Annotated in this window: 24 protein-coding genes; 11 read left to right on the top strand and 13 right to left on the bottom strand. The window is 72.1% G+C overall.

Annotated elements, in window-relative coordinates; translation table 11 throughout:
* The first annotated feature begins 36 nt into the window (after nt 1-36).
* From JNB50_RS21225 to JNB50_RS21215, 3 genes are all read left to right on the top strand, one after another.
* The gene (locus JNB50_RS21225) at nt 37-861 is read left to right on the top strand and encodes a molybdenum cofactor biosynthesis F family protein (protein WP_208042130.1); all 825 of its coding nucleotides are present in this window, start codon (nt 37-39) and stop codon (nt 859-861) included.
* Between the two features lie 2 nt (nt 862-863).
* A complete protein-coding gene (locus JNB50_RS21220; RefSeq protein ID WP_208042129.1) occupies nt 864-2,534 on the top strand; it encodes an amidohydrolase in 1,671 nt (556 codons plus the stop codon).
* Between the two features lie 90 nt (nt 2,535-2,624).
* Nucleotides 2,625-3,218, top strand: coding sequence for a TetR/AcrR family transcriptional regulator (locus JNB50_RS21215; RefSeq protein WP_208042128.1), 594 nt, complete (start codon nt 2,625-2,627; stop codon nt 3,216-3,218).
* An 83-nt stretch (nt 3,219-3,301) separates the two neighbouring features.
* Here JNB50_RS21215 and JNB50_RS21210 read toward each other — a convergent pair whose 3' ends face one another.
* Nucleotides 3,302-4,300: a methyltransferase dimerization domain-containing protein gene (locus JNB50_RS21210; RefSeq protein ID WP_307794828.1), complete on the bottom strand. Its 999-nt coding sequence runs from the start codon at nt 4,298-4,300 to the stop codon at nt 3,302-3,304.
* Between the two features lie 148 nt (nt 4,301-4,448).
* Between JNB50_RS21210 and JNB50_RS21205 the strand changes: the two genes are divergently transcribed.
* Nucleotides 4,449-5,213: an alpha/beta fold hydrolase gene (locus JNB50_RS21205; protein ID WP_208042127.1), complete on the top strand. Its 765-nt coding sequence runs from the start codon at nt 4,449-4,451 to the stop codon at nt 5,211-5,213.
* Nucleotides 5,214-5,330: 117 nt separating this feature from the next.
* Here JNB50_RS21205 and JNB50_RS21200 read toward each other — a convergent pair whose 3' ends face one another.
* Complete coding sequence (locus JNB50_RS21200; RefSeq protein WP_208042380.1) at nt 5,331-6,320, bottom strand: aldo/keto reductase; 990 nt, start codon at nt 6,318-6,320, stop codon at nt 5,331-5,333.
* A 97-nt stretch (nt 6,321-6,417) separates the two neighbouring features.
* Between JNB50_RS21200 and JNB50_RS21195 the strand changes: the two genes are divergently transcribed.
* Entirely contained in the window at nt 6,418-7,158 is a 741-nt protein-coding gene (locus JNB50_RS21195; RefSeq protein WP_307794827.1) for an SDR family oxidoreductase, read from the top strand.
* Between the two features lie 391 nt (nt 7,159-7,549).
* Here JNB50_RS21195 and JNB50_RS21190 read toward each other — a convergent pair whose 3' ends face one another.
* Nucleotides 7,550-9,412, bottom strand: coding sequence for an amidohydrolase family protein (locus tag JNB50_RS21190; protein ID WP_307794826.1), 1,863 nt, complete (start codon nt 9,410-9,412; stop codon nt 7,550-7,552).
* A 39-nt stretch (nt 9,413-9,451) separates the two neighbouring features.
* On the opposite strand from JNB50_RS21190, the gene JNB50_RS21180 reads away from it, so the two are divergent.
* From JNB50_RS21180 to JNB50_RS21160, 5 genes are all read left to right on the top strand, one after another.
* Entirely contained in the window at nt 9,452-10,561 is a 1,110-nt protein-coding gene (locus tag JNB50_RS21180) for a zinc-binding dehydrogenase (protein ID WP_208042125.1), read from the top strand.
* A gap of 54 nt (nt 10,562-10,615) precedes the next feature.
* A complete protein-coding gene (locus JNB50_RS21175; protein WP_208042124.1) occupies nt 10,616-11,578 on the top strand; it encodes an aldo/keto reductase in 963 nt (320 codons plus the stop codon).
* 113 nt (nt 11,579-11,691) lie between these two features.
* A complete protein-coding gene (locus JNB50_RS21170) occupies nt 11,692-12,666 on the top strand; it encodes an alpha/beta hydrolase (protein ID WP_208042123.1) in 975 nt (324 codons plus the stop codon).
* Nucleotides 12,663-13,661: an alpha/beta hydrolase gene (locus JNB50_RS21165; protein ID WP_208042122.1), complete on the top strand. Its 999-nt coding sequence runs from the start codon at nt 12,663-12,665 to the stop codon at nt 13,659-13,661. Before JNB50_RS21170 ends, JNB50_RS21165 begins: the two co-directional genes overlap by 4 nt.
* Nucleotides 13,658-14,860 carry a multidrug effflux MFS transporter gene (locus JNB50_RS21160; RefSeq protein WP_307794825.1) on the top strand — a complete coding sequence of 401 codons (1,203 nt, stop codon included), beginning with the start codon at nt 13,658-13,660 and terminating at the stop codon, nt 14,858-14,860. Before JNB50_RS21165 ends, JNB50_RS21160 begins: the two co-directional genes overlap by 4 nt.
* 164 nt (nt 14,861-15,024) lie before the next feature.
* Here the strand turns inward: JNB50_RS21160 and JNB50_RS21155 are convergent, their stop codons facing one another.
* The 5 genes from JNB50_RS21155 to JNB50_RS21135 all read right to left on the bottom strand — a co-directional run bounded on the left by JNB50_RS21155 (nt 15,025) and on the right by JNB50_RS21135 (nt 17,393).
* A complete protein-coding gene (locus tag JNB50_RS21155) occupies nt 15,025-15,303 on the bottom strand; it encodes a DUF4190 domain-containing protein (protein WP_208042121.1) in 279 nt (92 codons plus the stop codon).
* Nucleotides 15,304-15,435: 132 nt separating this feature from the next.
* A complete protein-coding gene (locus tag JNB50_RS21150; RefSeq protein ID WP_208042120.1) occupies nt 15,436-15,984 on the bottom strand; it encodes a hypothetical protein in 549 nt (182 codons plus the stop codon).
* Nucleotides 15,985-16,014: 30 nt separating this feature from the next.
* Nucleotides 16,015-16,215: a hypothetical protein gene (locus JNB50_RS21145; protein WP_208042119.1), complete on the bottom strand. Its 201-nt coding sequence runs from the start codon at nt 16,213-16,215 to the stop codon at nt 16,015-16,017.
* Between the two features lie 97 nt (nt 16,216-16,312).
* A complete protein-coding gene (locus tag JNB50_RS21140) occupies nt 16,313-16,816 on the bottom strand; it encodes a hypothetical protein (protein WP_208042118.1) in 504 nt (167 codons plus the stop codon).
* A gap of 4 nt (nt 16,817-16,820) precedes the next feature.
* Nucleotides 16,821-17,393: an RNA polymerase sigma factor gene (locus JNB50_RS21135; protein WP_208042117.1), complete on the bottom strand. Its 573-nt coding sequence runs from the start codon at nt 17,391-17,393 to the stop codon at nt 16,821-16,823.
* Nucleotides 17,394-17,648: 255 nt separating this feature from the next.
* On the opposite strand from JNB50_RS21135, the gene JNB50_RS21130 reads away from it, so the two are divergent.
* Nucleotides 17,649-18,233 carry a hypothetical protein gene (locus JNB50_RS21130; RefSeq protein ID WP_208042116.1) on the top strand — a complete coding sequence of 195 codons (585 nt, stop codon included), beginning with the start codon at nt 17,649-17,651 and terminating at the stop codon, nt 18,231-18,233.
* Between the two features lie 190 nt (nt 18,234-18,423).
* Here JNB50_RS21130 and JNB50_RS21125 read toward each other — a convergent pair whose 3' ends face one another.
* Genes JNB50_RS21125 through JNB50_RS21105 form a run of 5 tightly spaced genes read right to left on the bottom strand, consistent with a single transcriptional unit; the run spans nt 18,424 to nt 25,580 of the window.
* A complete protein-coding gene (locus tag JNB50_RS21125) occupies nt 18,424-19,569 on the bottom strand; it encodes a hypothetical protein (RefSeq protein WP_208042115.1) in 1,146 nt (381 codons plus the stop codon).
* 56 nt (nt 19,570-19,625) lie between these two features.
* Nucleotides 19,626-21,986, bottom strand: a complete 2,361-nt coding sequence (locus tag JNB50_RS21120) for an arylsulfatase (protein WP_208042114.1) — start codon at nt 21,984-21,986, stop codon at nt 19,626-19,628.
* Nucleotides 21,956-22,837, bottom strand: a complete 882-nt coding sequence (locus JNB50_RS21115) for an ATP-binding cassette domain-containing protein (protein ID WP_208042113.1) — start codon at nt 22,835-22,837, stop codon at nt 21,956-21,958. The genes JNB50_RS21120 and JNB50_RS21115 overlap by 31 nt, the downstream gene beginning before the upstream one ends.
* Nucleotides 22,834-24,642 carry a dipeptide/oligopeptide/nickel ABC transporter permease/ATP-binding protein gene (locus JNB50_RS21110; protein WP_208042112.1) on the bottom strand — a complete coding sequence of 603 codons (1,809 nt, stop codon included), beginning with the start codon at nt 24,640-24,642 and terminating at the stop codon, nt 22,834-22,836. The genes JNB50_RS21115 and JNB50_RS21110 overlap by 4 nt, the downstream gene beginning before the upstream one ends.
* Nucleotides 24,639-25,580, bottom strand: coding sequence for an ABC transporter permease (locus tag JNB50_RS21105; protein ID WP_208042111.1), 942 nt, complete (start codon nt 25,578-25,580; stop codon nt 24,639-24,641). The genes JNB50_RS21110 and JNB50_RS21105 overlap by 4 nt, the downstream gene beginning before the upstream one ends.
* Between the last annotated feature and the right edge of the window lie 66 nt (nt 25,581-25,646).

The raw sequence follows: 25,646 nt of genomic DNA, 5'->3' as shown, positions 1-25,646 counted from the left end.
CCCCCCGACTGACCCGCCGACCGACGAAGGAGCACCATGTCCGTCACGCTCTCCGACACCTCCACCTGGCTGCCGCTCGACGGCCTGGCGCCCGGCTTCGACGCCAACAAGGCGCCGCTGACCGCGGATCTCGCCGGCCGCACCGTCACGCTCGTCGACGACCGCGGCACGCGCATCGTGCACCGTTTCGGCGAGGCCCGCGTGGAGTGGGAGTACGGGCCGGGGGAGGGCGATCCGATCCCGCCGACGACGGGGGCGGACGACTACGAGGCGTTCCGGGTCGACGACGGCCTGTACTTCGCGCAGTTCCACCACGAGTACGATCCGAACGAGGCCGTCTCGCTGGTCATCGACCTGACGAACGGCCGCGCACTGTCGGTCATCCAGGCGATCGGCGGCGACTTCCCCGGCAACACCGCCGTGAAGCAGCTGTTCGTGCCGTCGCGCCTCGAGGGAGTGGAGGCCACCGGTCCCGAGCCCGCGCCTACCACCTCCCTGATCGGCCGGCGCGTGCTGTGGGTGTACAGCGCCGAGCACGCCTACGAGCACGTCTACCTGAGCCCGGACTGGTACACCTGGCAGTGCCTGGCCGGACCGGAGAAGGGATTGGCCGACACCGACGAGAACTCGGTGTGGCAGATCCGGCCGGGCATCTACGTGTTCGCCTGGCGCGAGAAGGTCATCCCGTGCGCCTCCGTCACCATCGCCGACCACCGCGACCAGCGCAACATCCGCTCGCACGGCGTGCTCTTCGGGCTGGACGAGTCGGGGGAGGTGCCGACGCACTTCACGTTCGGCGCCCACGGCCGGCTGCTGTCGAACACCGTGCACCCGGCGGCGTACGACCCCGCGGGCGCCTGAGGATGGGCGGCACCCTCTCGGCCGGCCTCCTCGCCGACCTCATCGTGACCGGCCGCCTGTACGCGGTCGACCGCGCGCACCCGTACGCCGAGGCGATGGCGGTGCGCGACGGCCGCATCCTGACGGTCGGCAGCGCGGAGGCGGTGGGGGCGCACCGCGGTCCGGACACGCGCACGCTCGACCTCGGCGACGCGTTCGCGATGCCGGGCCTCGTCGACGTGCACAACCACCACGCCCACGCCGGTCGGGCCGAGCTGTTCGAGCTCACGTTCCCGAACTCCGCGTCCTTCGACGGGATCCTGGAGGCCGTGCGCGCGTACGCCGTCACCCGCGGCCCCGACGAGTGGATCGTCGGCACCAGCTGGGGCACCGGCCTGCTCGACCAGCTGGCGCACAGCGCGGCGCGGCGCGCGCTGGACGACGCGGCGGGCGGCCGCCCTGTGCTGCTCACCGACGACAGCCACCACAACCGCTGGGCGTCGAGCCGGGCGCTCGCGCTTGCCGGAATCGACGCCTCCACAGCCGACCCCGACCACGGTGTGATCGTGCGCGATCCGGAGACGGGCGAGCCGAGCGGAGTGCTCCTGGAGGCCGCGGGCCTCCTGGTCGAGAAGGTCGCAGCTCCCGCCGTCGCGCTGACCGTCGATCAGCAGCAGCGCGCCTCCGCGCGCGCGATCGAGATCCTGCACTCGTACGGGATCACCGCGTTCCAGGACGCCGCGATCTCCCTCGACCAGATGCGCGCCCTCGCGGCCCTGGACGCGCGCGGCGAACTGCAGGCGTGGGTCGTCTCCTCGATGACCGTCAACGACCAGATCTTCGGCTACGCGGAGCTCGGGGACGAGCTGATCGCCCACCGCGCCGAGCTGACGAGCCTCCACCACCGCCCGGACTTCGTCAAGATCTTCCTGGACGGCACACCGCCGGCGCACTCGGGAGCGTTCCTCACGCCCTACCTCCCGGCCGACGGATTCGGCGACCACTTCCATGGCTCCACGACGATGCCGGCGGACGAACTGCTCGGCTGGCTGCGGAAGACGGCCGCGCAGGGCATCTCGGCGAAGATCCACTGCACAGGCGACGCAGCGGTGCGGATGGTGCTGGACGCCGTGGAGGCCGTGCGCGCCGACGGCCACGCGGCCCCGCGCTATCAGGTCGCGCACGGCCAGTTCATCGCGCCGGACGACCTCCCGCGGTTCGCGCAGCTCGGCGTCGCAGCCGACATCTCGCCGTTCCTCTGGTTCCCCGGGGTCATCGCGGACGCGCTCGGGACCGTCCGCCCGGCGGCGGAGGTGAACGGCCTGCAGCCGAACCGGTCGCTGATCGACTCCGGTGCGCTCGTCGCCGGCGGCTCCGACTGGCCGGTGAGCGAGACGCCGAACGCGTGGGAGGGCATCCAGGGCCTGGTCACACGCGCCGACCCGTTCGGGCAACGGTCGGGCGTGCTCGGCCCGGAGCAGGCGATCACCCTGCCCGAGGCGATCGAGGTGTTCACCGTCAACGGAGCGCGGGCGATGGGCCTCGGGGAGATCACCGGGTCGCTCGAGCCGGGCAAGTCCGCCGACTTCGTGGTGCTCGACCGCGACCCGTTCGCGCTGCCGGTCACCGAGCTGGTCACTCTGCGCGCCGAGCGGACCTACTTCGCGGGCGAGCAGGTGTACTCCCGCGCCTGAGGCCGCTGGGCCGCGCTGCTCCCGACCGCTCCGGTCTTTCCCCTACACTTGTGGAGATTCCCGGGACGGTCCGGGGTCGAAGGGAGAACGATGCCCAAGGTGATCGACCACGACCAGCGGCGATCGGACATCATCGACGTCACGTGGGGACTCATCGTCAAGGGCGGCCTGGAGGCGGCGACGATGCGCGAGATCGCCGCAGAGGCCGGCTTCGCGAACGGCGCACTGAAGCACTACTTCCCCGGCAAGGACGAGATCATCCAGGGCACCTACGAGCGCGCCCTCGGCATGATGAGCTCCGGCGTCGAGACCGCGGTCGGCGACAAGACCGGGCTGGCGGCGCTGCGCGCGATCGTCTACGCGTCGGCCCCGACCACGGCGGAGTCGATCACGGCCGGCCGGGTGCTCCTCAGCTTCTGGGAGCGCGCGCTCTCGAACGAGGAGCTGCACCAGGCCTACCGCGACCACCTCGTGGCCTGGCGGGCCGGGCTCCTGTCGTACCTCGCGCAGGGCCGCGCGGACGGCGACATCGTGACGGAGACGCCGGACGAGCAGCTCGTGGACGAGATCGTGCTCATCAACGCGGGCGCGAACATCATGAGCCTGATCGCTCCCGATCTGTCGACGCCGGCGCTGTTGACGGCGCAGCTGGACGCGTTCTTCGAGCGGATCACAGCGGGCTGACGCGCAGGCCCGGGCGAACGCGCAACGCCGGAGGTCGGTTTTCCCGTGTCCGACCCCCGGCGTCGTCTGAGTGCGACCGGCGGTCAGACCGCCGTCGCGAGCAGGATGCGCGGGCTGCCGGGCAGCGCGACGGTGCGCTCCGCGCGCCAGTCGGTGTCGGCCAGCCAGTCGCGCACGACCGACTCCTGGTACACGACCGTCCCGTCGATGTTGTAGTACTCGCCGGCGTGCAGCGCGTCGATCTTGCGCTGCTGCGGGTCGTCGTCGAGGAAGAAGTCGAGCAGCACGAGCGTCGCGCCCTCGGCGGCCGCGGCGCGCGCGTTGCGGAGGATCGCGCGGTTCTGAGCGGCGTCGAAGCGGTGGATGACGTGGTTGACCAGCACGAGGTCGTGCGAGCCGCCGGGCTGAGCGTCGGCGGTGTCGGCGCCCTCCACGGCCGTGCGGTCGCCGAAGCCCGCGGCCTGCACGGCCTCCCGCACCGGCTCGACCGACTGCGGGTCGAACACGAAGCGCACGCGCAGCTCGGGGTTGGCCTTGAGCCCCTCGACGGCGAACGCGGGGCTGAGGCCGCCGAAGTCGAGCGCGTCGCGGTACGGCGTGAAGTCGAAGTGCCGCGCGAGCATCGCGGCGTGCAGCTCGTTGTAGCGCATCACGCCGGCGAGGAAGGCGCCCCAGCCGGACTCGTCGAGCTCGAGCACGCCGGGGGCGTCGGTGTCGACCGTGGCGTCGTAGCCGAGCCACTGCGGGTAGCTGGTGGCGCCGAGGAAGGCGAGGAACGGCGCGAGGTCGAGCTCGGCGCGGTCGCCGGTGAGGTAGGCGGCAGCGTCGGGCGTGAGGGCGTAGTGCCCGTCCTCCCGGGTGAGCAGCCCCTGGGCGGCCATGCTGTCGGCCAGGATGCGCACCTGGCGCTGCGGGGCGCCGGTCGCGGCCGCCAGCGCCGCGGCGTCGAGGGGCGCGTCGGCGAGGGCGGAGAACAGGCCGATGCGGCTGGCGGCGAACAGCTGCTTCGCCCCCATGAAGCCGATGGCGATGTCGACGATGGCCTCGGGGGTCGTCGTGGTGGTGGCGGTCGATGTGGTCACTGCGCAGCTCTTTCTGTCGGGTGTCCGGTGAAATCGGGATGACTCTACCGATTTCGGAGTTTATTTTCTACTATCATAGAAAAACCGGGTGCGGAGCGCGCACCGACGACCTGCGCGGGCGAGCTGCGCAGCCGACGAACGGACGACGATGCCCACCACCACGCTGGCCCGCCAGAGCTTTCCCGCACCCTCCTCCACCCTCCCTCCCGTCGTGCTGCTGCACGGCTTCGCAGCAAGCGGCGAGGAGGACTTCGTCGCGACGGGGTGGCCGGAGGACCTCGTCGCAGCCGGCCGTAGCGTGGAGGTGGTAGACCTTCCCGGGCACGGCCGCTCGGGCGCCGTGGCGGGCGATGCGGCCACGACGGCCGGTGTCGTCGCCGCCCTCGCAGGGGTGCTTGCAGAGCTCGACGCGGGTGTCGGCGTCGACGTCGTCGGCTACTCCCTCGGGGCGCGACTCGCCTGGGAGCTTCCCGGCGCGACCGGCCGCGTGCGCCGCCTGGTGCTGGGCGGCCTGAGCCCGTTCGAGCCGTTCGCCGCGGTCGACGTCGCCGCGGTCGGGCGCGCCGCCGCGCGCGCAGCCGGGGAAGCCGACGCGGGCTCCGGCCTGGCCGCCGATGGGGCAGCCGACCCGCTCGTCGGGATGATGGCAGCGATGGTGAGCGCGCCCGGACGGGACACCGCCTCCCTGCTCGCCCTGATGGCGGGACTCGGATCGCAGCCGTTCGACCCGGCCGCCGGCGTCCCCGCGGTGCCGACGCTGGTCGCTGCCGGCGCTGACGACGTCATGACCTCCGGGCTGGGGGCCGTGGCCGCGACCCTGCCCGACGCCGTCTTCGTGCGCGTGCCCGGCGATCACCGGGGAGCCCTCGACTCCGCCGAGTTCCGCGACGCGGCCATCCGCTTCCTCGCCTGAGCCCCTCCCGCGCGGAACTCCCACGATCGCCCCGCTCGTAGGCTCGAGGGGCACGTCGTTGTCACTTTTCGCGCTGCGAAGTGACAACAACGTGCCCCTCGGGCACCTCGCGTCGTGCTACGGGGCGGTCGGTGCCCAGGTTCCGTCGGCGGCGACGTCGCGGTCCAGCCACAGCTCGCTCGTCGCCTCGCGGATCGCGTCGGCGCCGACCCGGTCGAGCAGCGCGATGGCCCCCAGGTTGTCCTCCAGCTGCGACAGCCGGCTGACGCCGAACAGCACGTTCGCCGTCGCCGGATGGGCGAGCGCGAACGCCAGCCCGAGCTGCGTCGGCGTCGCGTCGAAGCCTGCCGCGATCCGCTCGACCTCCGGGTAGGCGTCAACGATCCGCTCGCGGATGCCGCCGACATCCGCACCGATCTTGCGGGCGGGGGAGAGCTTGCCGGCCAGGATGCCGCCTTCGAACACGTCGGACGCCTGCAGCGCCAGCGTCCCGGAGCGGAACAGCTCTCCGTAGTGCGAGCCCTCCGCCATCGACCGGCGCACCAGGCCGTACTTGAGCTGGGCGAACGTGGGAGGGGTGAGCCCTTCCGCCTCGGCGACGGACAGGGCGGTGTGCACCGCGTCGATGGTCCAGTTGTTGACGCCCCAGCCGGTGAAACGGGCGGCGTCGATCTGCGTCTGCACCTCGCGGACGATCCGCGGCACGTCCACCTCGCCGAAGTAGTCGCCCACGACGACCAGATCCGCCCGCTCGACGCCGACCCGGCCGAGGGAGGTCGTGAGCTGATCGGCGAACGACTTCTGCGGATACTCCCACAGCCAGAGCTTGCCGCAGAGCACGTAGTCGTCGCGGTCGAGCCCGGCCTCCCGGACCGCCTCGCCGAAGAGTATGTCGGTACGGGACCCCTCCGCATGCGGGCCCATGTCGTAGTGGGCGACGTCGAAGAAGGCGGCGCCGATCTCGTGCGCGCGGTGGATGAGGGCGACGGCGTCGTCGGCACTCATGCGGTCCCAGGTGTTCCAGGAGCCCAGGGCGAAGACGGGCACGGCGGGACCGCCCGGACCGAGGGTGCGGGTGGGGACGACGGGGACGGTTCCAGCGGACACGAGGCCTCCTTGCGTTCGGCGTGCTGTTTTTCTACGCTCGTATAATATAACGAGGCGTCCCGGAGTGGTGGCGCCGGCCGAGCAGAGAGGGTCCACCGTGACCGACACCCGCACCATCCTCATCACCGGCGGCGCCGGCGGCATCGGCCGCGGTATCGCGGAGGCGTTCCTCGCAGCGGGCGACCGTGTGGTCCTCGCCGACCGGGACGCGGACGCCGTCGCAGCGGCGGCCGTCGGCCTCGGGCCCGGGGCCTCCGCCATCGCCCTCGACATCACCGACGAGGCCGCGGTCGCCGCAGCCGTCGAGGAGGTTGCCGCCGACCACGGGACGATCGACGTCCTCGTCAACAACGCGGGCATCCTCTCGCTGCACGGCGCGCTCACCGAGCTGTCCGCCGCCGACTACGAGACGATCGTGCGCGTCAACATCCTCGGTACGTTCACCGTCACCCAGGCCGTCGCGCGCCACATGACCGCCACAGGGACACGCGGTGCGATCGTCAACATCTCCTCGATCGGCGGACGGCAGCCCACCCCCGGGATGGGCGCGTACGAGTCGAGCAAGGCCGCCGTGGACTCGCTCACCCGCTGGGCCGCGATCGAACTCGCCGGTGCGGGAATCCGCGTGAACGCGGTCGCCCCCGGACCCGTGCTCACGCCGATGCTGCGTGCCGGGATGCCGGAAGGCTCGCCGGAGCGCGCGGCCTGGTCGTCGCGCATCCCGCTCGGCCGTCTGGCCGAGGTGGAGGACGTGGCGCCCGCGGTGGTGTTTCTCGCCGGTGCGGAGCACATCACGGGCGTGAGCCTCCCCGTCGACGGCGGGCAGCTGCTGGCCTGACGACGCGGGCGGGGTGGCGCGGGCGCGCCCGCTCCGGATGGTGCGTCGGGTCGCTCGACGCTTCCGGGGTCGCGCTTGGGCTCCGGGGTCGCGCCACGCCGCGTCACAGGCGCGATGGCGACGCGTCGCGACCCCGGCTCGTTCTCCGCCGACGGCCGAGGGGCACGTTGTTGTCCCTTTCGGCGCTCGAAAGTGACAACGACGTGCCCTTGGGTTGGCTGCGGGCCTGTGCGGGCGGGTGCGGGCGGGTGCGGGTCTCGACCGCTGCTAGTCGTGCGCGTGGTGTGCCCGGTGGTCGAGGGGCACGTTGTTGTCCCTTTGGTTGTCCGAAGGGGACAACAACGTGCCCTTCGATTGCCCCTCGGGGGTGGGGCGGGGCGGGCGGCCGTCCTCAGGCGCCGGCGCGGTCGTAGACGATCGCGCCGTCGACGACCGTGAGGTCGACCGGGACGGCGGGCAGCTCCGCCGGCGCGAGCCGCAGCGGGTCGGCGCCGAGGACGAGCAGGTCGGCGACCTTGCTCGGTTCCAGCGAGCCCTTCCAAGATTCCGCACCGTCCTGGCGGGCGGGCACGGTCGTGTACGCGTGCAGGAGGGCGCGCATCCGGGCGCGCTCGTCGCCGGGCGCGGGAGCGCCCATCCAGGCGTCCGCGTCCGCGATGCCCTGTCGCCAGTCAGGGGGGAGGATGGGCGCGTCCGAGCTCAGCGAGACCGGCACGCCGGCCGCCTGTGCTGCCGCGATCGGCCACGCGGAGGCGGCCACATCGTCGCCGAGGACGCCGGCCAGCCACGGTGCCGTGCGCACGGCGATTCCGGACTGCACGTTCAGGCCCATGCCGAGGCCGGCCATGCGCGCGAGCACGGCAGGCGTGACGAGGTCGCCGTGGATCACGTAGTGGCGCAGCTCGGTCGGGACCTGATCGCGGGCCTCCGCGACGGCATCCACCACGGCCTCGATCGTGCGGTCGCCCGTCGCGTGGACTCCGATCTGGAGGCCGAGCCGGTTCGCCTCGAGGATCATCGCGCGCAGGTTCCCTGCGCGCTCGTCGGTGCTCCCGCCCTCCACGAGCAGGCCGCCCTGGCTGCCGTCCGGGTAGCGGTGCCGGGTCCAGGCCTGGAGCATCGGCGGGATACCGTCGGCGAAGACTTTGACGCCGGCGACCTGCAGCCGCTCCGGGCGCACGGTCGCACGGCGCAGCGCGCCGAGGCCCTCGAGCACGGCGCTCAGCGAACTGGGGCCGTCGAGCACGCCGAACAGTGCGAGCACGGTGACGCGCGCCGTCAGGGCGCCCTCGGCGTCCAGCTCGACGTAGGCGTCGGTGACGTCCTGGCCGAAGCAGCCGGTCGCACCGCCGTCCTCTCCCGGGCCGAGGCCCGGCTCGGTGTAGCTGGTGATGCCGAGGGAGGCGATCAGGCGTCCGGCGCGGAGGATCGCCGCGCGGCGCTCCTCGTGCGTGCGCAGCAGGGGAGCGGAGTCGGAGGTGTCGTGCGGGTCGGAGCCCAGCGCCGACTCCGCGCTCGTGTCGCCCGCGTACCCGGCACTCGGCGCGTCGCCGCCGACCGCACCGCCACCGGCGTCGTCGCCGCCGAACACGGTTCGCGGCCACATCGCCCCGAGCCATGTGGCGTGCAGGTGCGAGTCGTTGATGCCCGGCAGCACGGCGCGACCGTCCAGGTCGATCACGCGCGTGCCGTGGCCGATGGTCGCCTCCACCTCGGCGGTGGTGCCGACCCGCAGGATGCGGCCCCCGCGGATCGCCACGGCCTCACCCGTGGTCTCTGCGGTGTCGAGCGTGTGGACGACCCCGCCGCGCAGCACCAGGTCGGCGGGGGCGGGGGCGCCGGCGCCGGCCCTGGTCGCGCTGATCCCGGTCGCGCTGATCCCGGTCGCGACTGTCTGAGGCGCCCCGCTCGCGCCTGCGCCGCTCGTGCCTGCGCCGCTCGTGCCTGCGCCGCTCGTGCCTGCGCCGCTCGTGCCTGCGCCGCTCGTGCCTGCGCCGCTCGCGCCTGCGCCGCTCTCGCTCGCGCCTGCGCCGCTCGTGCCTGCGCCGCTCGTGCCTGCGCCGCTCGTGCCTGCGCCGCTCGTGCCTGCGCCGCTCGTGCCTGCGCCGCTCGCGCCTGCGCCGCTCGCGCCTCTGCCGGTCGGGGTGGCGTGCACGGGCTCCTCCTTCACGTCGACCTCGCAGCCGACCCGGCTGGTGCCGACCTGGCTGGTGCCGACCTGGCTATTTTGGTCAACGTATGTAGAATAACCCACACCGACGCCGAATCCGCGTCCGATCCTCTGGAGCTTTCGATGACGATTCCCAGTACCACTCGCGCCGCCGTCCTCACAGCGCACGGCGAGCCGCTCACCCTGCAGGACCTCCCGCTGGCCGCCACGATCGAGCCCGGCGCGGCGCTCGTCCGGATCGGCTGCACCACGCTGTGCGGCACCGACATCGAGATCTGGTCGGGGAAGATGACCTTCCCCGGGATGCTGCCGATGGTGCTGGGCCACGAGATGGTCGGCGAGGTGGTCGCGGTCGGCGACGGCGCGCACGACACCCTGGGCCGGGCGCTGAAGCCGGGAGACCGGATCGGCTGGTCGGAGTCGACCTGCGGCGAGTGCTTCGGCTGCACCGTGCTGCGCGAGCCGGTGCACTGCTCGCGGCGCGGCTACGGATTCCTGCAGCGCTCCGACGTGCCGCCGTACGCGACCGCCGGGCTCGCCGACTTCGCCTACGTGACTCCGGGCGCCGCCAAGCTGCTGCTGCCGGACGAGGTGAAGGATACCTGGGCGTCCATGGCCGGCTGCGCCGCCAAGACCGTGCTGCGCGCGTTCCAGCGGGCGGGAGGCGTGCGCCCAGGTTCGCGTGTCGTCATCCAGGGCTCCGGAGCCCTCGGGATCTTCGCGACGGCGGTCGCGCACCTGTCCGGCGCCGCGACCGTCATCACGGTCGGGGCTCCCGCCGACCGGCTGGCGACGGCTCGGCGTTTCGGCGCCGACGCGGTGGTGGACATCGCCGGCGGCTCCGACGCCACCGTGCAACGGGTGCTCGAACTCACCGACGGCCAGGGTGCCGACCTCGTGCTCGATGTCGCCGGGGCGCCGAGCGTCGGTCCGGAGGCGCTCGCCATGGCCGCCCAGCGCGGAACGTTCGCGATCGTCGGCTCCACCGGCCCCGCCGGCGACCCGATCGCCCTCAGCACGATCATGGGCAAGGAGCTGACGGTGGTCGGCTCGCTCAACGGCGACATCGCCGACTACTACCGGGCGATCGAGTTCTTCCGCGCGTTCGCCGACCGGATGCCGTGGGACGAGCTCTTCAGCGCGCCGGTCGGGCTGACCGAGGCGTCGGAGAAGATCGCGACGATGGCCTCCCTCGGCGAGATCAAGGCCGTCATCGACCCGCGGCTCGGCTGAGACCGCGCCCGCCCTGCGCTCGACAGAATCCCCCAGCGACGAGGAGCACCGAACATGACAGAACGCATCCCCACCCGCCCGATCGGCGCCTCCGGCCTGGAAGCCGGCGTCCTGTCGCTCGGCTCGTGGCACACCTACGACCGGATGGACTTCACCGACGCGGTCGAGCTCGTCTCCACGGCCGTCGAGCACGGGGTGAACCTCTTCGACGTCGGCGTCTACGGCTTCAGGGGGATGCAGCCGCCGGTGTTCACCGACGTGCTGTTCTCGGCGATCGTCCGCGCCGCCGGCCTCCCGCGCGAGCGCTACCTGCTCTCCGAGAAGCTCTGGCTGGAGGGCTACGGCGACGGAGGCTTCCGACCGCAGCTCGAGCACGCGCTGTTCCGGGTCGGCAGCGACTACGCCGACCTCGTCATCCTGGGTGACCTGCGACGCGACGACCTCGACCTGCGCGACCTCGTCGTCGACCTCGCCGGGCTTGCGGAGTCGGGGCTGATCCGCGCGTGGGGCGTCAACAACTGGTCGGCCGCGAACATCCAGGCGCTCATCGACATCGCCGCCGCCGAGGGAGTTCCCGGCCCGCAGCTCGCCCAGTTGAAGTACAGCGTCGCGCGCCGCTCGATCCCGGACGGCGAGCCGTTCGCCCGGCTCTGGGCGCAGGGACTCGCGATGCAGGCCTCCGACGTGATGGAGGGCGGCATCCTCGCCGGGAACGCGACACCCGGCCGCGAGGTCGGCCGCGACCCCGGCGCGATCCGCGAGCGCATCGTGGCAGAGCTGCCTGCCTTCGTGGCGCTCGCCGAGGAGTTGGAGGCGACACCGGCTCAGCTCGCCGTCGCCTTCTCGCTCACGCATCCCGCGACGGCGACCACGCTCTTCGGCGCCAGCCGTCTCGAGCAGCTGCTCGCCAACCTCGACGCGGTGGCGCTGGTCGAGCGCGTCGGGGCCGAGACGATCCGCGCCAGGGTCGAGCCGTTCTGGGCCGACCGCGGTGTCGTGGACCCGGAGGGGCCGTGACAGCCCGCAGGGGCGGCGGCCCGCGCCCGCGCACCGCGCCGTACGCTCGCGCATCGCTTCCGTGCACTCCTGATCCACTCCAGCGCCACCCCGAACCTCAGAGAGGACACCCCATGATCCCCGTCCCGTTCGACCCCGAGATCGCCCCTGTGCTCGACGCGCTGGCAGCGGACCCGCAGCCGGCGCTCAGCCGCGAGGCGCTCCCCGCCATGCGCGACGGCGCCGCCTCCCTGTTCCCGTCGGCCGAGGCCGTCATCGGCGACCGGCCGATCGACGCGGAGGACCGGGTGATCCCCGGCCCCGCCGGCGCGCCCGACCTGGAGGTCACCATCCTGACCCCGCGCGGCCACGACGCGTCGCGTCCTGCGCTGCCGGTGCTCTACAACATCCACGGCGGCGGGATGATCGTCGGCCACCGCAGCTGGGAGACCGGCCGACTGGTGCAGCTCGTAGAGGAATTGGGCGTCATCGCGGTCAACGTCGAGTACCGGCTCGCTCCGGAGAACCCGTACCCGGCGGGCGTCGAGGACTGCTACGCAGGCCTGGTCTGGCTGGCGGAGCACGCAGCAGAGCTCGGCGCCGACCCCGCACGCATCGTGGTGATGGGCGGCAGCGCCGGCGGCGGCTTCTCCGCGGCCGTCGCCCTGCTGGCCCGTGACCGCGGCGGCCCCGCGCTCGCCGGCCAGCTGCTGCTGTGTCCGATGATCGACAACACCAACACGACCGTCTCGAGCCACCAGTACGCCGGCATCGGCACCTGGACGCGCGAGACCAACCTGCTCGCCTGGGAGTGCGTGCTCGGCGAGGAGCTCGCCTTCAGCGACCGCGCTCCCGCGTACGCGGCGCCGACCCGCGCGACCGACCTGTCAGGGCTGCCGCACGCGTACATCGAGGTGGGCGCCGCCGAGCCGTTCCGCGACGAGGACGTCGAGTACGCCTCCCGGATCTGGGCGGTCGGCGGCGACGCGGAGCTGCACGTCTGGTCGGGAGGCTTCCACGGCTTCGACATGTACGCGCCGGACAGCGAGCTCACGCGCGCCGCACTGGCTGCGCGGTTCTCCTGGCTGCGGAGGGTGCTCGGGCTGTGACCGCGCCACGGCCGGTCCGCTACGACCGCGAGCTGGTGCCCGGTCTCGCCGCGTTCCTCGACCTCGTGGAGCGCATCCCGCTGCGCGAGCACACCATCCTGGCCAACCGGGCGCACTTCGCGACGATCATCCCGCCGATCGCGGAACAGGCGGCCGGGTTGCCGGTGGAGTGGGAGGACCGGCTCATCCCCGGTCCGCCCGGCGCGCCCGCGGTGGCGGTGACGATCGTGCGGCCGGTGCGCGCGGGGGCCGCCGCTCCCGGTGTCCTGAGCATCCACGGCGGCGGTCAGGTGCTCGGCACCCGCTTCTTCGGCACCGGCGAGCTGATCGACTTCGCCGTGCGCTTCGGCACGGTCGGCGTCGCGGTGGAGTACCGGCTGCACCCGGAGGCCTCCGACGCCGCCCCTGGTCCGCGCGGCACCGCAGGGGCCGAGGACTGCTACGCGGCCCTGGAGTGGTTCGCCGCCCACGCGGACGAGCTCGGCGTCGACACCGAGCGCCTGCTGGTGTCGGGAGCGAGTGCCGGTGGCGGCCTGTCGGCCTCCGTCGCGCTGATGGCCCGCGACCGCGGCGGCCCCCGGCTCGCCGGTCAGCTGCTCGACTGCCCCATGCTGGACGACCGCAACGACACCGTGTCCGCGGGGCAGTACGACGGCATCGGCGCCTGGGACCGCAACAACAACGACACGGCCTGGAACGCCATCCTCGGCCCTGACCGCTTCGGCGACGCGGTGTCGCCCTATGCCGCACCGGCACGCGCCGCCGACCTCTCCGGCCTGCCGCCCGCGTATGTCGCTGTCGGCGCTGCCGAGGTCTTCCGCGACGAGGCGGTCGCCTACGCCTCCGGCATCTGGGCGGCGGGAGGCTCCGCCGAACTGCACGTCTGGAGCGGCGGCTACCACGGGTTCGCCGGCTTCTCGCCGGACGCCATCGTCTCGCGCGCCGCCCTCGCGGCCCGCGACAGCTGGGTGCGGCGCACCCTCCGGCTCGCGTGACCGTCGCGGCGCCGCCGCTGATGAGCGTGCGGCGCAGTGTCCTGGTGCTCGGGCTGCTGGAGGCGTTCGGCCCGCTCTCGATGGACCTCTACCTCCCGCAGCTGCCCCGGCTCGCGGCGTCGCTGCACACCAGCGACGCGCTGGCCCAGGCGACCATGTCGGTCTGCATGATCGGGCTCGGCGTCGGCCAGCTGGCGGCCGGCCCGCTCTCCGACCGGTTCGGACGGCGGCGGCCGCTGCTGATCGGTGTGGCCCTGTTCACGGTCTTCTCGCTCGCGTGCGTGCTGGCGCCCACGGTCGAGCTGCTGCTGGTGGCGCGGCTGTTGCAGGGTCTCGCCGGCTCGGCGGGGCTGGTGATCACGCTGGCCGTCGCCCGCGACCTGTACAGCGGGGCGGACCTGTCCCGGATGCTGTCCCTGCTCGCCCTGGTCAGCGCGTCGGCCCCGATCGTCGCGCCCGTCGTCGGGGGCGCCCTCGCCCTCGTGCTCGACTGGCGCGGGATCTTCGCCGTGCTGACCGCGATCGGCCTCGGCCTGTTCGCGCTGGCGTTCACCGGCTTGCGGGAGACGCTGCCCGCGGCCTCCCGTCACGCCGGCGGGATGCGCGTGGTGGCCTCCCACCTGGGCGCGCTCGGCCGCGACCCGGTGTACATCCTGGTGGTGGCCGCAGCGGCGGCGGGCGGAACGGCCTTCTTCGCCTATCTGTCGATGTCGAGCTTCGTGCTGCAAGACGGCTTCGGCCTCACGCCCCAGCTGTTCAGCCTGTTCTTCGCCGTCAACGCGCTCGCCAACCTGCTCGGCGCCCAGGTGAGCCGTGTGCTCGTGCTGCGCCTGGGGCCGGGGCGGCTGTACCTGGTCGGCCAGCTCGCGACGGCACTGGCCGCGATGCTCCTCCTGGCGGGGGTGCTGCTCGGCTGGGGAGTGCCGGGCGTCCTCGCGTCGCTCGCGGCGTTCCTGTTCGCGTCGGGGCTGGGCGGCCCGAACGGGACGACCATCGCACTCGGCGGCCACGCGGTGCGCGCGGGCACGGCGGCGGCGGTGCTGGGGACGGTGACCTTCACGGTCGGGCCGCTGATCGGACCGTTGGCGGCGCTCGGCGGGACGACGGCGCACGCGATGGCGGCGACGATCGCGGTGGCGGCGGGGGTGGCTGCGGTGCTGGCGGTGGGGGCGGCGGTGGTGTTGCGGCGCCGACCGTGATGGTCCTCCGGCCGGAGCGCCATTGACGCCTGATGCACCACACTCACCGTCGTTGTCGGCGTCCCGTCATGGATTCAGGTACGACCGTGGTCGGCCGTCGGTGACGTACACACGGAAACCGGCCGCCCCGCACAGCGGGACGGCCGGCCACGGCGGGCGGAACCTCAGCCGTTCGCGTTCGACAGCGCCGCGCCGACCGCGATGCCGTAGAAGATCGAGACGATGATGCCGAGGGCCACGAGGATGGCGCCGACGATGATGCCGGCCTTGGCGATGCCGTTGGAGTAGCCGGCCTTCTTCGACTGGCTGGAGGCGACGATGCTGATGATCAGGCCGACCAGGGGGAGGATGATCGCCAGGACCAGTCCCACGATTCCGAGGGTCTTGCCGGGGTAGTCTCCGGCGGGGGCGGACGGCTGCTGGTACGGAGCGGACTCGCTCATCGGGTTCCTTTCAGACGGGTACAGATCGCTGGGCCAGCGGTATGTCCGGCCCGAGCGCACATAGTCTGACGGTATAGCGGCTTTACCGCAAGCATTTGGGTGGGGGTTGAGAAATCCTCGAAAGGTGCATCCTCATCGCCGCAGGTCGCCCGCGGCGTAGAACCGCCGGAGCGCGCCCCGCGACGCCAGCACGATCGCCGGTAGCCCCGCCGATCGGGCGCGTTCGCGGTAGTGCGCCCGGTTGCCGGACGTCTGGGTGACGATCCAGCGCATCATGGCGGGATCCAGCCGGTCGGCGACGCCCTCGAGACCGCCGAGGCGGTCGCGCTCGAAGAGGGTGCGCCGCACGTAGCGCACGAGGCTGGTCGGCATCGAGACGTCCAGCACGATCAGCCCCGTGGCCCGGTCGAGGCGTTGCGGGAGCCACCGCGAGTAGTTGCCCTCCATGACCCACCGCTCCCCGTCGATCGCGGCGTCGTGGAGGCGGCCGAACTCATCAGGGTCGCGCTCGACCCAGTGGGAGCCCGGAACGAATCGCAGCACGTCGAGGTGCACGACGGGCAGTCCGGTAGCAGCGCCGATCGCGGCGGCGAGCGTCGACTTGCCGCTGTTCGACGGTCCGAGGATGCAGATGCGCTCACCCAGTTCGGACAGGCTCGGTCCCCGTTCAGCTCGCGTCATCCCGCCAACGCTATCCGGCCCGCAGCGCGGCTACGACTCCCGTCCGCGCGCGTCCTTCACGCGCTGGTGCCAGCCGGCCGTGCTGATGGCGTCCTCCGCCGTCCCCGCGGCGAGGAACCCAGCGGCCAGCCCGGTGAACTGCGTGTAGCAGTCCGCGCAGAGCACGCGCGTCGCGGTCCGTCTGCCTTCGCCGCTCAGACGTCTGCGGCAGTTGTCGCAGCGGCCGCTCACGCGCGCTGGAGGCCGAGGTCGACCGCCCAGCTGATGTCGACGCTGTGGGTCGGCGGGAGGTCGGTCGCGTCGGGTCGGATGGACGGATTCATGTGCGTCACCTTTCCAGTGCCAGGTCGAGGGCTGAGCAGAACGCCGCATCGCTGCGGGTGTCGGAGGGCTTCCGCGGGAAGACCGCTGGAACGTTGTCCGGGCGCACGCACACCACGAGCGGGGGGACGCCGGTGCTGTCGCCGAGGATCCCGGCGGTCCACGCGGAGGAGCACATGTCGACGGCGCTGGCGGCGCGGTCGGCGGGCGTCGGCACCTGCGACGCGCCGTTCGGGCCGGTCTGCTCGTCGGGGAGGCCCACCTGCGTGTAGCGGGAGTCGACACTGTCGGCGCTGTAGCAGTACGCCGACCTGGTCTGTTGGGTGTGCGGTGCCAGGGTGACCCAGGCGAGGCTGCCGGCGCCGAGCACGACGGCGGCGCCCGCAGCTGCCGCGATCATCCGCCCGCGCTTATTCTGCCGGCGGGTGTAACGGGTCAGCCCGTCGTCGAGGAGTGCTGTGATCCGGGCGTCCGCTCCCGAGGGGAGCAGCGGTGCCGTGTTCGTCGTCATGCCCTCAGCTCCTCGGTCCCAGTTCGCTCTGCAGGCGCGTGCGCATGCGGGAGAGGCGGTTGCGCACGGAGCCGTGCTTCAGGCCGAGCGCGGCGGCCGCCTCCTTGTACGTGAGCTCCTCGACCAGGCAGAGCCGGAAGATCTCCCGGTCGACGGCCGGCAGCCGGTCGACCACCTCGCGGACGAGACCCATCGCCTCGTCCAGGGCCGCGAGGTCTTCGGCGGACGCACGGCCCGACGGCGGGTCGGCGGCGTCGAGCGACTCCGCGGTCCTGCGCTGGTTCGCGCGCAGGCGGTTGCGGCTCAGGTTCTTGACCGTGACGATCAGCCAGGGGAGGGCCGAGACGCCGTAGAGCTGCACCTCGCGGCGGCGCGTCCAGAGGGTCAGGAACGCGTCCGCCGTCATCTCCTCGGCGTCCGGCCGGGAGCGGAGGACGCCGTACGCGTTCCAGTAGACACTTGCGCCGTGCCGCTGGTACAGCTCGGTCAGGGCGTCGCGATCGCCGTGCCGGAGCCGCTCGACGGCGGGCCGGTCGTCGACCGAGCTCCCCGTCGATTCGGGCGTTGGCGCGTACACGGTCCCCCCTCATGCCGAATGTGCGTCTCACTGACATCATGTCCGCTCGCGCGGAATCGTCTCACGCGATTTCGGCGCCAGGAATCGGGCGTGTCGGCTCGTATGTGCGCGCAGACGGATGCGTCTCAAAACGGTCCGCACCACCGGCGTGTCGCCTGTCGCACGTTGCGAGGGACCGGCGATTGCGTCTTGACTGAGGTACCGGTCGTGACCGGCTGATGCATTCGCTGCAGGGGAGTGATGATGGGGATACGCGTGCGCGTGAGTGCGGGGGCGGCCGTTCTGGGGCTGGCGGTCGCGATGACGGCGCTGGGGGCGAGCGCCGCCGTCGCGGCCGCTCCTGCTGTGGCGCCTCCGCCGGTCGCCGCCGCGGACGAGAGCTGCTGGTACGCGGTGGACACCGGGCAGAGCCTGTGCGTCAAGACGGGGGAGGACCTGGTCGCCGCCGTCGCGGAGGAGCAGGGCGTGCGGCTGATCATCCCCGACGGCGAGAAGGTCTCCGGGCTGAAGGTCGACGCCCGCAGCGAGGCAGCGCTCGCGCCGGCCGGGGCGCTGGCGAGCACGGCGGTCTCGACGATCTACGACGACAACAACTACGGCGGGGGGTCGTACACGATGTCGGTCAGCAGCGGCAGCTGCGCCACCACCGCGTACGGGTTCACCGACCTCGGCCCGATCGGCTGGTACAACCGCGTCTCGTCGTTCAAGAGCTACGGAAGCTGCAAGACGGCCGTGTTCTCGAGCACCAACTATGGCGGATCCAGCACCGGCTACTGGGCCTCGCTCAGCTCGGTCGGATCGATGAACGACCTCGCGAAGTCCTGGCGCGTCTCCGGCTGATCCGCTGGTCGGGGCTGATCCGCTCATCGGGGGGAGGGCGGATCGGGAGACGTCGCCAGGCCGCGGCCGTCGGACAGCGAAGGGGGTTCGCTGAAATCCGACAGCCGCACCGGCCGCACCCGCGGGCTCGACACGCCCGACGGGTGCGGCCCTTCTCCATCGGCGCGGCTGTGCGCGTCCGTTGCCGGGGCTACTGCCGCGCGGCCCGCTTTCGAAGCACCGGTTCCTGTGCGGGCAGCACGGTGGTGAAGCGGGCCATGGAGCCGAGCACGTCGTTCGCGTAGCCGGCGCGGGCGGTGCCCTGACCCCGAGGGTTGACGAGGGGGAGCGGCAGGTCGATCGGCGGGGTGCCCTTCTGGAAGACGTGGGCCGTGCGGTACGGCACCCGGGTCTTGCCCGCCGCGACCATCAGCGTCCCGGCCTGGACGTGGTCGACACGATCCCAGGTCAGGGTGAAGCGAGGTTCTGCGTCCGGGCTGCCCTTCCAGAGCCGGATGCCGTCGAATCCGACCGATACGACGACCGCGCCGCCGAGACCGAGGTGAGGTGTGGCGCCGCCCGCCGCTTTCAGCGCCTGTCGGAGCTCGGGCGTCTTCGGCGAGAGGAAGACGGTTTCGCCGGGCCGTGCGGTCGCGAACCGGCGGATCCGTCCGCGCGTCCGGAGGACGCCGAGCCCCAGGCTCACAGCGACCAGGAGCGGGACGCCCACGATTGCCGCCACGAGCCCGATGAGCACTCCTGAGCGACCTGGCCCGTCCGGCACGCTGAGGGCCACAGGGAGGAGGAGTGCCGTCAAGAGCACCGCGAACAGCACCGCAGCCGCCGTGTACACGATTGCGGCCCCTCTGCCCTCGTTCGGAGGCATCGCGAAGTACGTCGCCGTCGTGGGCGCCAAGGCGGGCTCGGGCGGACCACCGACCTCCGCCGGACCACCGGCCTCCGCCGAGGGGAGGGTCAGCACGGCCGAGTGCGCCCGGCGGATGACGACGCCGGTGACCGGATCGACCTGGTCGAAGGCGACCCGCCCGGAGGTCTGGGTCGTGTAGCCGGCTGCGGCCTCGGCGCGGTCGCGCCGCGACACGAAGACGACGAAGGCGACGATCACCAGGGCAGGGACGAGAAGGACGCCGGCCAGCAGGACGGCCTCGGAGGCGGTCATGCCGCCGCGCCGACTCGTGGCGCCCAGGAAGAGCCCGACACCGACGCCGAGGACGACCCAGACGAGGCTGAGCGCCGCGGTGCTCCTCCGGAAGATCTGGCTCGCCCGGTAGGCGGTCATCCCCGGCACGAGCGTGTACCGATCGCGACGCGTGGTGGATTCCCCCGGAGTGTCCATGGCGTCACCCTAGTGGTTAACGTCTATGAACAAAACGGATTCGGCAGTCGCGGCGGCTACTCGTAGATCCGCGCAACGGCCGCCTCGACGGGGATGATGACTTCCGGGTTCTCCGGCGCCCGCTCGCCCGGGACGTACCGCACCCAGCGCAGCTCGCCCTGGAACGGGTCCGACCGGCGCAGGACGTGACGGTCCCAGTCGACGGGGCCGCCGCGGTCGAGCCCGATGCTGATGCCCGTGAACGGCGCCATTCCGAGCAGTTGCAGCACCGGCTCCAGCACGAACAGCCGGGACGCGCCGGCAGGATCGGCGCCCGCCCACGCGCTCACCCGCCAGCGCAGCCCTGGCTCCGCGACGAAGCGCAGCAGCACCTCCGTCTCGCCCGCCGTCGCCAATGCACCCAGGGCTGCCGACGCCCGGCGCATCCGCCCGTACTCGTTGTATGCGAGTTCGAGCATATGGTCGCGTACCGAGAGCGCGTAGCCTCCGCCCTGATCCCCGTGCGCGACGAGCACACCGTCGCCGCTGCCGAAGTCGGCGCGCACGACGATGTCGAAACTGCGCAGCTTGGTGAGCTTCGCCGACCGGAACCTCTCCAGCGTCGCGGTGCCGGGGTAGAGCGTCACCGGGCGCTCGAGCTCGAGCTCGGTCGAGGGGCGGTGCGTGAACAGCGACCCGTCGTCGTCGAGGGGGAACACGGTGTTCCACCAGGCCGCACGGCGCCACTCCTCCGCGAGCTCCGCCACGAGCTCGGGATCCTCGGCGGAGAGGTCGATCAGCTCGGTCGGGTCGCTGGAGGTGTCGTACAGTCTCCACTCGGCGTCGTCGTACGCGTCGCCCCAGCGGTGCGCCGTCACGATCTTCCACGGCCCGCGGGAGTACGCCCGGTTGCCGGCGAACTCGGAGTACTGCGTCGTGCGCGCCGGTGCAGCAGCGGCGTCGCGCAGCACACCGGCGAACGGGATCCCGTCGACCTCGTGCGGCGACGCAGCGCGCGGCACGCCAGCGAGCTCGAGCAGCGTCTGACCGAGGTCCGTGACGTAGGCGTACTGCGGACGGATGCCGTCGTCGCCCTCGGCGCGCGGCAGCCCGGCCGGCCACGACACCACGAGCGGGACGCGGATGCCGCCCTCATAGGTCGAGCCCTTGTAGAGGCGGAACGGCGTGTTCGAGACGCGCGCCCAGCCGGCCGGATAGTGCGCGTGCACTCGCGGGCCGCCGATCAGGTCAGGGTCGCGGTCGACGTCGCGCTCCCAGTCAGCGGGGAGGCCGGCGAGCTGCACGAATTGGCTGAAGTAGCTGCGGGTGCCCTCCGGGCCGCCCTCGCCGGTGCCGCCGTTGTCGGAGGCGACGACGACGATCGTGTTCTCGTACTCGCCGAGCGCGCGCAGCTCGTCGAGGAGACGCGCGAGGTTCTGGTCGACGCTGTCGACGGCCGCGGCGTACACCTCCATGTAGCGCGCGAACAGATCGCGCTGCTCATCGGTGAGGTCGTCCCACGCGGTGTCGCCCGGCGCGGGCTCCGTCGCAGCGGGGAAGAGCCCGTCGCGCACTTGGCGAGAGAAGCGCTCGGAGCGCACGTGGTCCCAGCCACGCTCGTAGGCGCCGCGGTACTTCTCGATGTCCTGGTGCTTGGCCTGGATCGGGCCGTGGACGGCGTGGTGCGCGACGTACAGGAAGAAGGGCTTGTCGGCGTCGTTCGCGCGCAGCGCTCGCACCATCCCGAGGGCTCGGTCGGTGAGATCGTCGGTGAGGTAGTAGTCGTCCGGGTAGTCGTCGACGATCACCGGGGAGTTGTCGGACACCAGACGGTGGGGATGGAAGAGCGTCGTGAACCCGTCCATCGACCCGTAGTAGCGGTCGAAGCCGCGCTGCAGCGGCCACGACGACTTGTCGGCGCCGTCGTTCATCTTCGACTCCGTCGTCAGATGCCACTTGCCGACCATGAATGTCGCGTAGCCGGATTCGCGGAACGACTGCGCGATCGTGGGCACGTCCTCCGCGATCTCCATGACGTAACCGGGAAAGCCGGGATCGGCGTGAACGACGGAGGCGAACCCGGCGCGGTGCGGATTGAGCCCGGTGAGCAGCGCGGCACGCGCGGGGGAGCAGACCGGAGTCGAGTGGTAGTTGGTGAAGCGGTAGCCGGTGTCGGCGAGCTCCTGCACGGCGGGCGTCGCGATCTCGCTGCCGAACGGCGACAGGTCGCTGAACCCGAGGTCGTCCAGCAGCACCACCACGACGTTCGGAGCGCCCTCCCGCGCGCGCCGGCGCGGCGGCCAGGCCGGGGTGGAGGCGCTGGCGACCTCCGCGGCGACGCCCGCGAATCGCTCGTAGCCGCGCGAAGGGTACCCGGGCGATGCGCCCGCCCCTGCCGGCTCGGCCGTCACGCCGCCTGCTCCCGCAGCTTCAGCCACGCCGCCCGCCGCTCGGCCTGCTTGACCGGGTCGGCGATCGGCGATGCCGTCAGCAGACGCCGGGAGTAGGGATGCTGAGGGTCGCGCGTGATCTGCTCGCCGTCACCGGTCTCCACGATCTCGCCGCGGTACATGACCGCCACGCGATGGCAGATCCGCCGCACCACACCGAGGTCGTGCGAGACGAAGAGGTAGGAGACTCCGGTGTCGCGCTGCAATTCGATGAACAGGTCGATGATCGTCGCCTGCGTGGTCAGGTCGAGGGCGCTGACGGGCTCGTCGCACACGATCAGCCGCGGCTTGCGCACGAGGGCCCTGGCGATCGCGATGCGTTGACGCTGGCCTCCGGAGAACTCTTTCGGATAGCGGTCGAGCACGTTCGAGGGCAGCTTCACCCGATCGAGCATCTCGGAGACGGTCGCCCGTGCCTCTCTGCGGCCCGTGCCCGCTGTGGTCAGCGGCTCGGCCAGGATGTCGCCGATCGTCATGGCCGGGTTCAGCGAGCCGTACGGGTCCTGGAAGACGACCTGGATGCTGGAGGCGAGCTCGCGCCGCTTGGCTCCCTTCAGCCGGGTGATGTCGCGGCCGTCGAACTCGATGGTGCCGGAGGAGACGGGCACGAGTCCGAGGATCGCCTTGCCGAGCGTCGACTTGCCCGAGCCGGACTCGCCGACCAGGCCGACGCACTCGCCGGCGCCGACCTCGATGGAGACCTCCGTGAGCGCGCGGAAGGAGCCGCGGCGCTGGCCGTAGTCGACCACGACGTCCTTCGCCGACAGCAGCGGCGCGAACGCGGGTGCGGGCAGGGACGTGGGTGTCGACGTGGACGTGCCCGCGGTGGATGCGGTCATGCCAGCACCGCCTTTCTGATCTCGGGAGCGTGCGCGGCATCGAGCTGGGAGCGGCTCTCCGCTCCGTCGAGCGACGCCGCGATGAGCTCGCGGGTGTAGTCGCTCGCCGGGCTCGCGAAGATCCGCTCGACAGCACCGACCTCCACGATCTCGCCGTTCCGCATCACGACCACGCGGTCGCAGATGTCGGCGACGACGCCGAAGTTGTGGGTGACGATCACGAGCGCCATCCGGTACTCCTGCTGCAGTTCGCGCAGCAGCTCGAGGACCTCCGCCTGCACCGTCACGTCGAGCGCGGTCGTCGGCTCGTCTGCGACGAGCACCGACGGCTTGCCCGCGATCGCTCCGGCGATGAGCACGCGCTGCGCCATCCCTCCGGAGAGCTGGTGCGGGTACGACTTCATCACGCGGGGAGGGTCGACGATGCCGACGCGCTCCAGCACCTCGAGGGCCCGCCGGCGGGCGTCCGCCTTCGACAGCTTGTGCACCGCTCGCAGCGGCTCTGTCAGCTGGTGCCCGATCGTGAACGACGGGTCGAGGTTCGACATCGGCTCCTGCGGGATGTACCCGATCTCGTGGCCGAGCAGCCTCTGGCGCTCGGCGTGCGGGAGTTTCGTGACGTCCCTGCCGCCGAGCCAGATCGCGTCGGCCGTGCAGGCGCCGCCCGCCGGGAGCAAGTCGAGGATGCTGAACACGGTCTGCGACTTGCCGGAGCCGGACTCGCCGACGATCCCGAGCACCTCGCCGGGGGCGACGTCGAGGTCGATGCCGTGCACGACCTCGAGCTCGCCGCCGTCGGCCGTCGCGTAGTTCACGCGCAGGTTCTTGAGCTGGACGGCGGAGTCGGCCGACTTGTGGGCGATCGCGCCCGTGGAGGTCGTGACCGCCGCGGGCTCGCCGCGCCGTGCCGCCCGCTTGCGTCGCCGGTGCACCGGCGTCTTGACGCTGACGACGTCCGCCAGAGTGGAGCCGAGAACGGCGAGGGCGGCGATCGTGATCCCCAACGCGAGCGACGGCCAGAGCAGCAGGAGCGGCGTCGTGAGCATCGTGCGGAAGCCTTCGTTCATCATCGCGCCCCAGCCGGGCGTCTTCGCGCCGCCGATGCCGAGGAACTGCAGACCGGCCTGCATGCCCATGGCAAGCCCGGCGGTCAGAGCGGTCTGGATGATGACCGGGGCGTAGACGGCCTTCACGATGTGCTTCGACAGGATGCGCGCGTCGCCGAGACCCGAGACGCGGGCGGCATCCACGTAGGGTTCGTTGCGCACCGCGAGCACCGTTGAGCGGGTGAGCCGGAAGTATCCGGGCGCCATGAAGACGCCGAGAGTCGCCATCAGTACCGTGAAGTCGTTGCGGGTGCCCGCGGCCACGATCAGCAGGATGATCATGCCGGGCACGGCCTGCAGCGCGTCGCTGACCCAGGTGGCCGCGCGGTCGAACGTCCGGCCGTAGTACCCGGCGGCGAGACCAGCAGGAACACCGACGAGCATGGCGACGACGATCGTGACGAACGCGCCCCAGAGCGTGGACTGCGTGCCCCAGATCAGCCGGCTGAGCACGTCGCGCCCCGCGCTGTCGCCGCCGAGGGGGTGGGCGGCGCTCGGCGGCGCCTTGGTGAGCGCGAGGTCGACGAAGTTCGGGTCGTGCGGCGACAGCACGGGCGCGAACACGGCCACCAGCACGACCAGCACGAGCACGCCGAGCGAGATCGCGCCGGCGGGGCGCTTCAGGAACCGGACGAACGTGGAGCCGCGTCGTGGCGTCGCCGCAGCCCGCGGGTCGATGAGCACTTCGGTCGCCGTCATTGCACACGCGCCTTCGGGTTGATCCAGCCGAGCACCACGTCGAGGAGGAAGTTGACGACCACCACGAAGATGACCGTGATGACCGTGATGCCGAGCAGGATGGGGATGTCGCCGTTCTGGGAGGAGCCCGAGGTGAGGGCGCCGATCCCCGGCAGGGAGAAGATCTGCTCCACGACGATCGCGCCGCCGAGCAGGCCGACGAACATGAGCGCGAGCACGGTGAGGGAGGCCGGGGCCGCGTTGCGCACGAGGTGCACGACGACGCGGCGCTGCGAGAGGCCGCGCGAGCGCAGGGTGCGCACGAAGTCCTGGTTGTTGGTGGAGATGATCGCGTTGCGCAGCTGCTCGGCGATCATGACGATCGCGCCGAGCGAGAGGGCCACGGCCGGCAGCGTGATCGAGCGCAGCCAGCCGTCGAGGCTCACCTGCGGCTGCACGTAGCCGACGGCGGGGAACCACTTGAGATTGACGGCGAACCAGATCACGAGCACGAGGCTCACCCAGAAGCCGGGGAGCGCGAACAGGATGACGGACGCCGCCTTGATGACCTTGTCGAGGATGCTGCCGGGGCGGAGGCCGGCGAGGACGCCGAACAGGCCGCCGAACAGGGCGGACAGCAGCGTCGCGGCGGTGACGACGGAGAGCGTCACGGGCAGCTTGATGGCGATCTGGGCGTTGACCGGCTGGAAGTTGCGCCAGGAGTCGCCGAAGTCGCCGACGATCGCGTGGCTGCCCCAGTCCCAGAACTGCACCAGCAACGGGCGGTCCGTGCCGATCTTGGCGGCGAGGGCCGCCTGCTGGGCCGGCGTCGCCGAGCTGCCGAGGAGGCCGGCCGTCGGGTCGCCGATGGCGGCGTGGGCGAGGAAGAAGGTGCCGATGGAGACGGCCAGCAAGAGGATCACGCCCGAGATGAGCCTCTTGACGGTGAATCTGATCATGTGCGGGTTCCTGCCGGTTGTGGGGAAGGGGCGGGTCGCGCCGGCTGCGCGGCCCGCCCCTGGTGC

This window comes from Leifsonia sp. TF02-11 (genome assembly GCF_017565305.1).
Lineage (GTDB): Bacteria > Actinomycetota > Actinomycetes > Actinomycetales > Microbacteriaceae > Leifsonia.
This window is presented reverse-complemented; position numbering and strand designations above follow the sequence as displayed.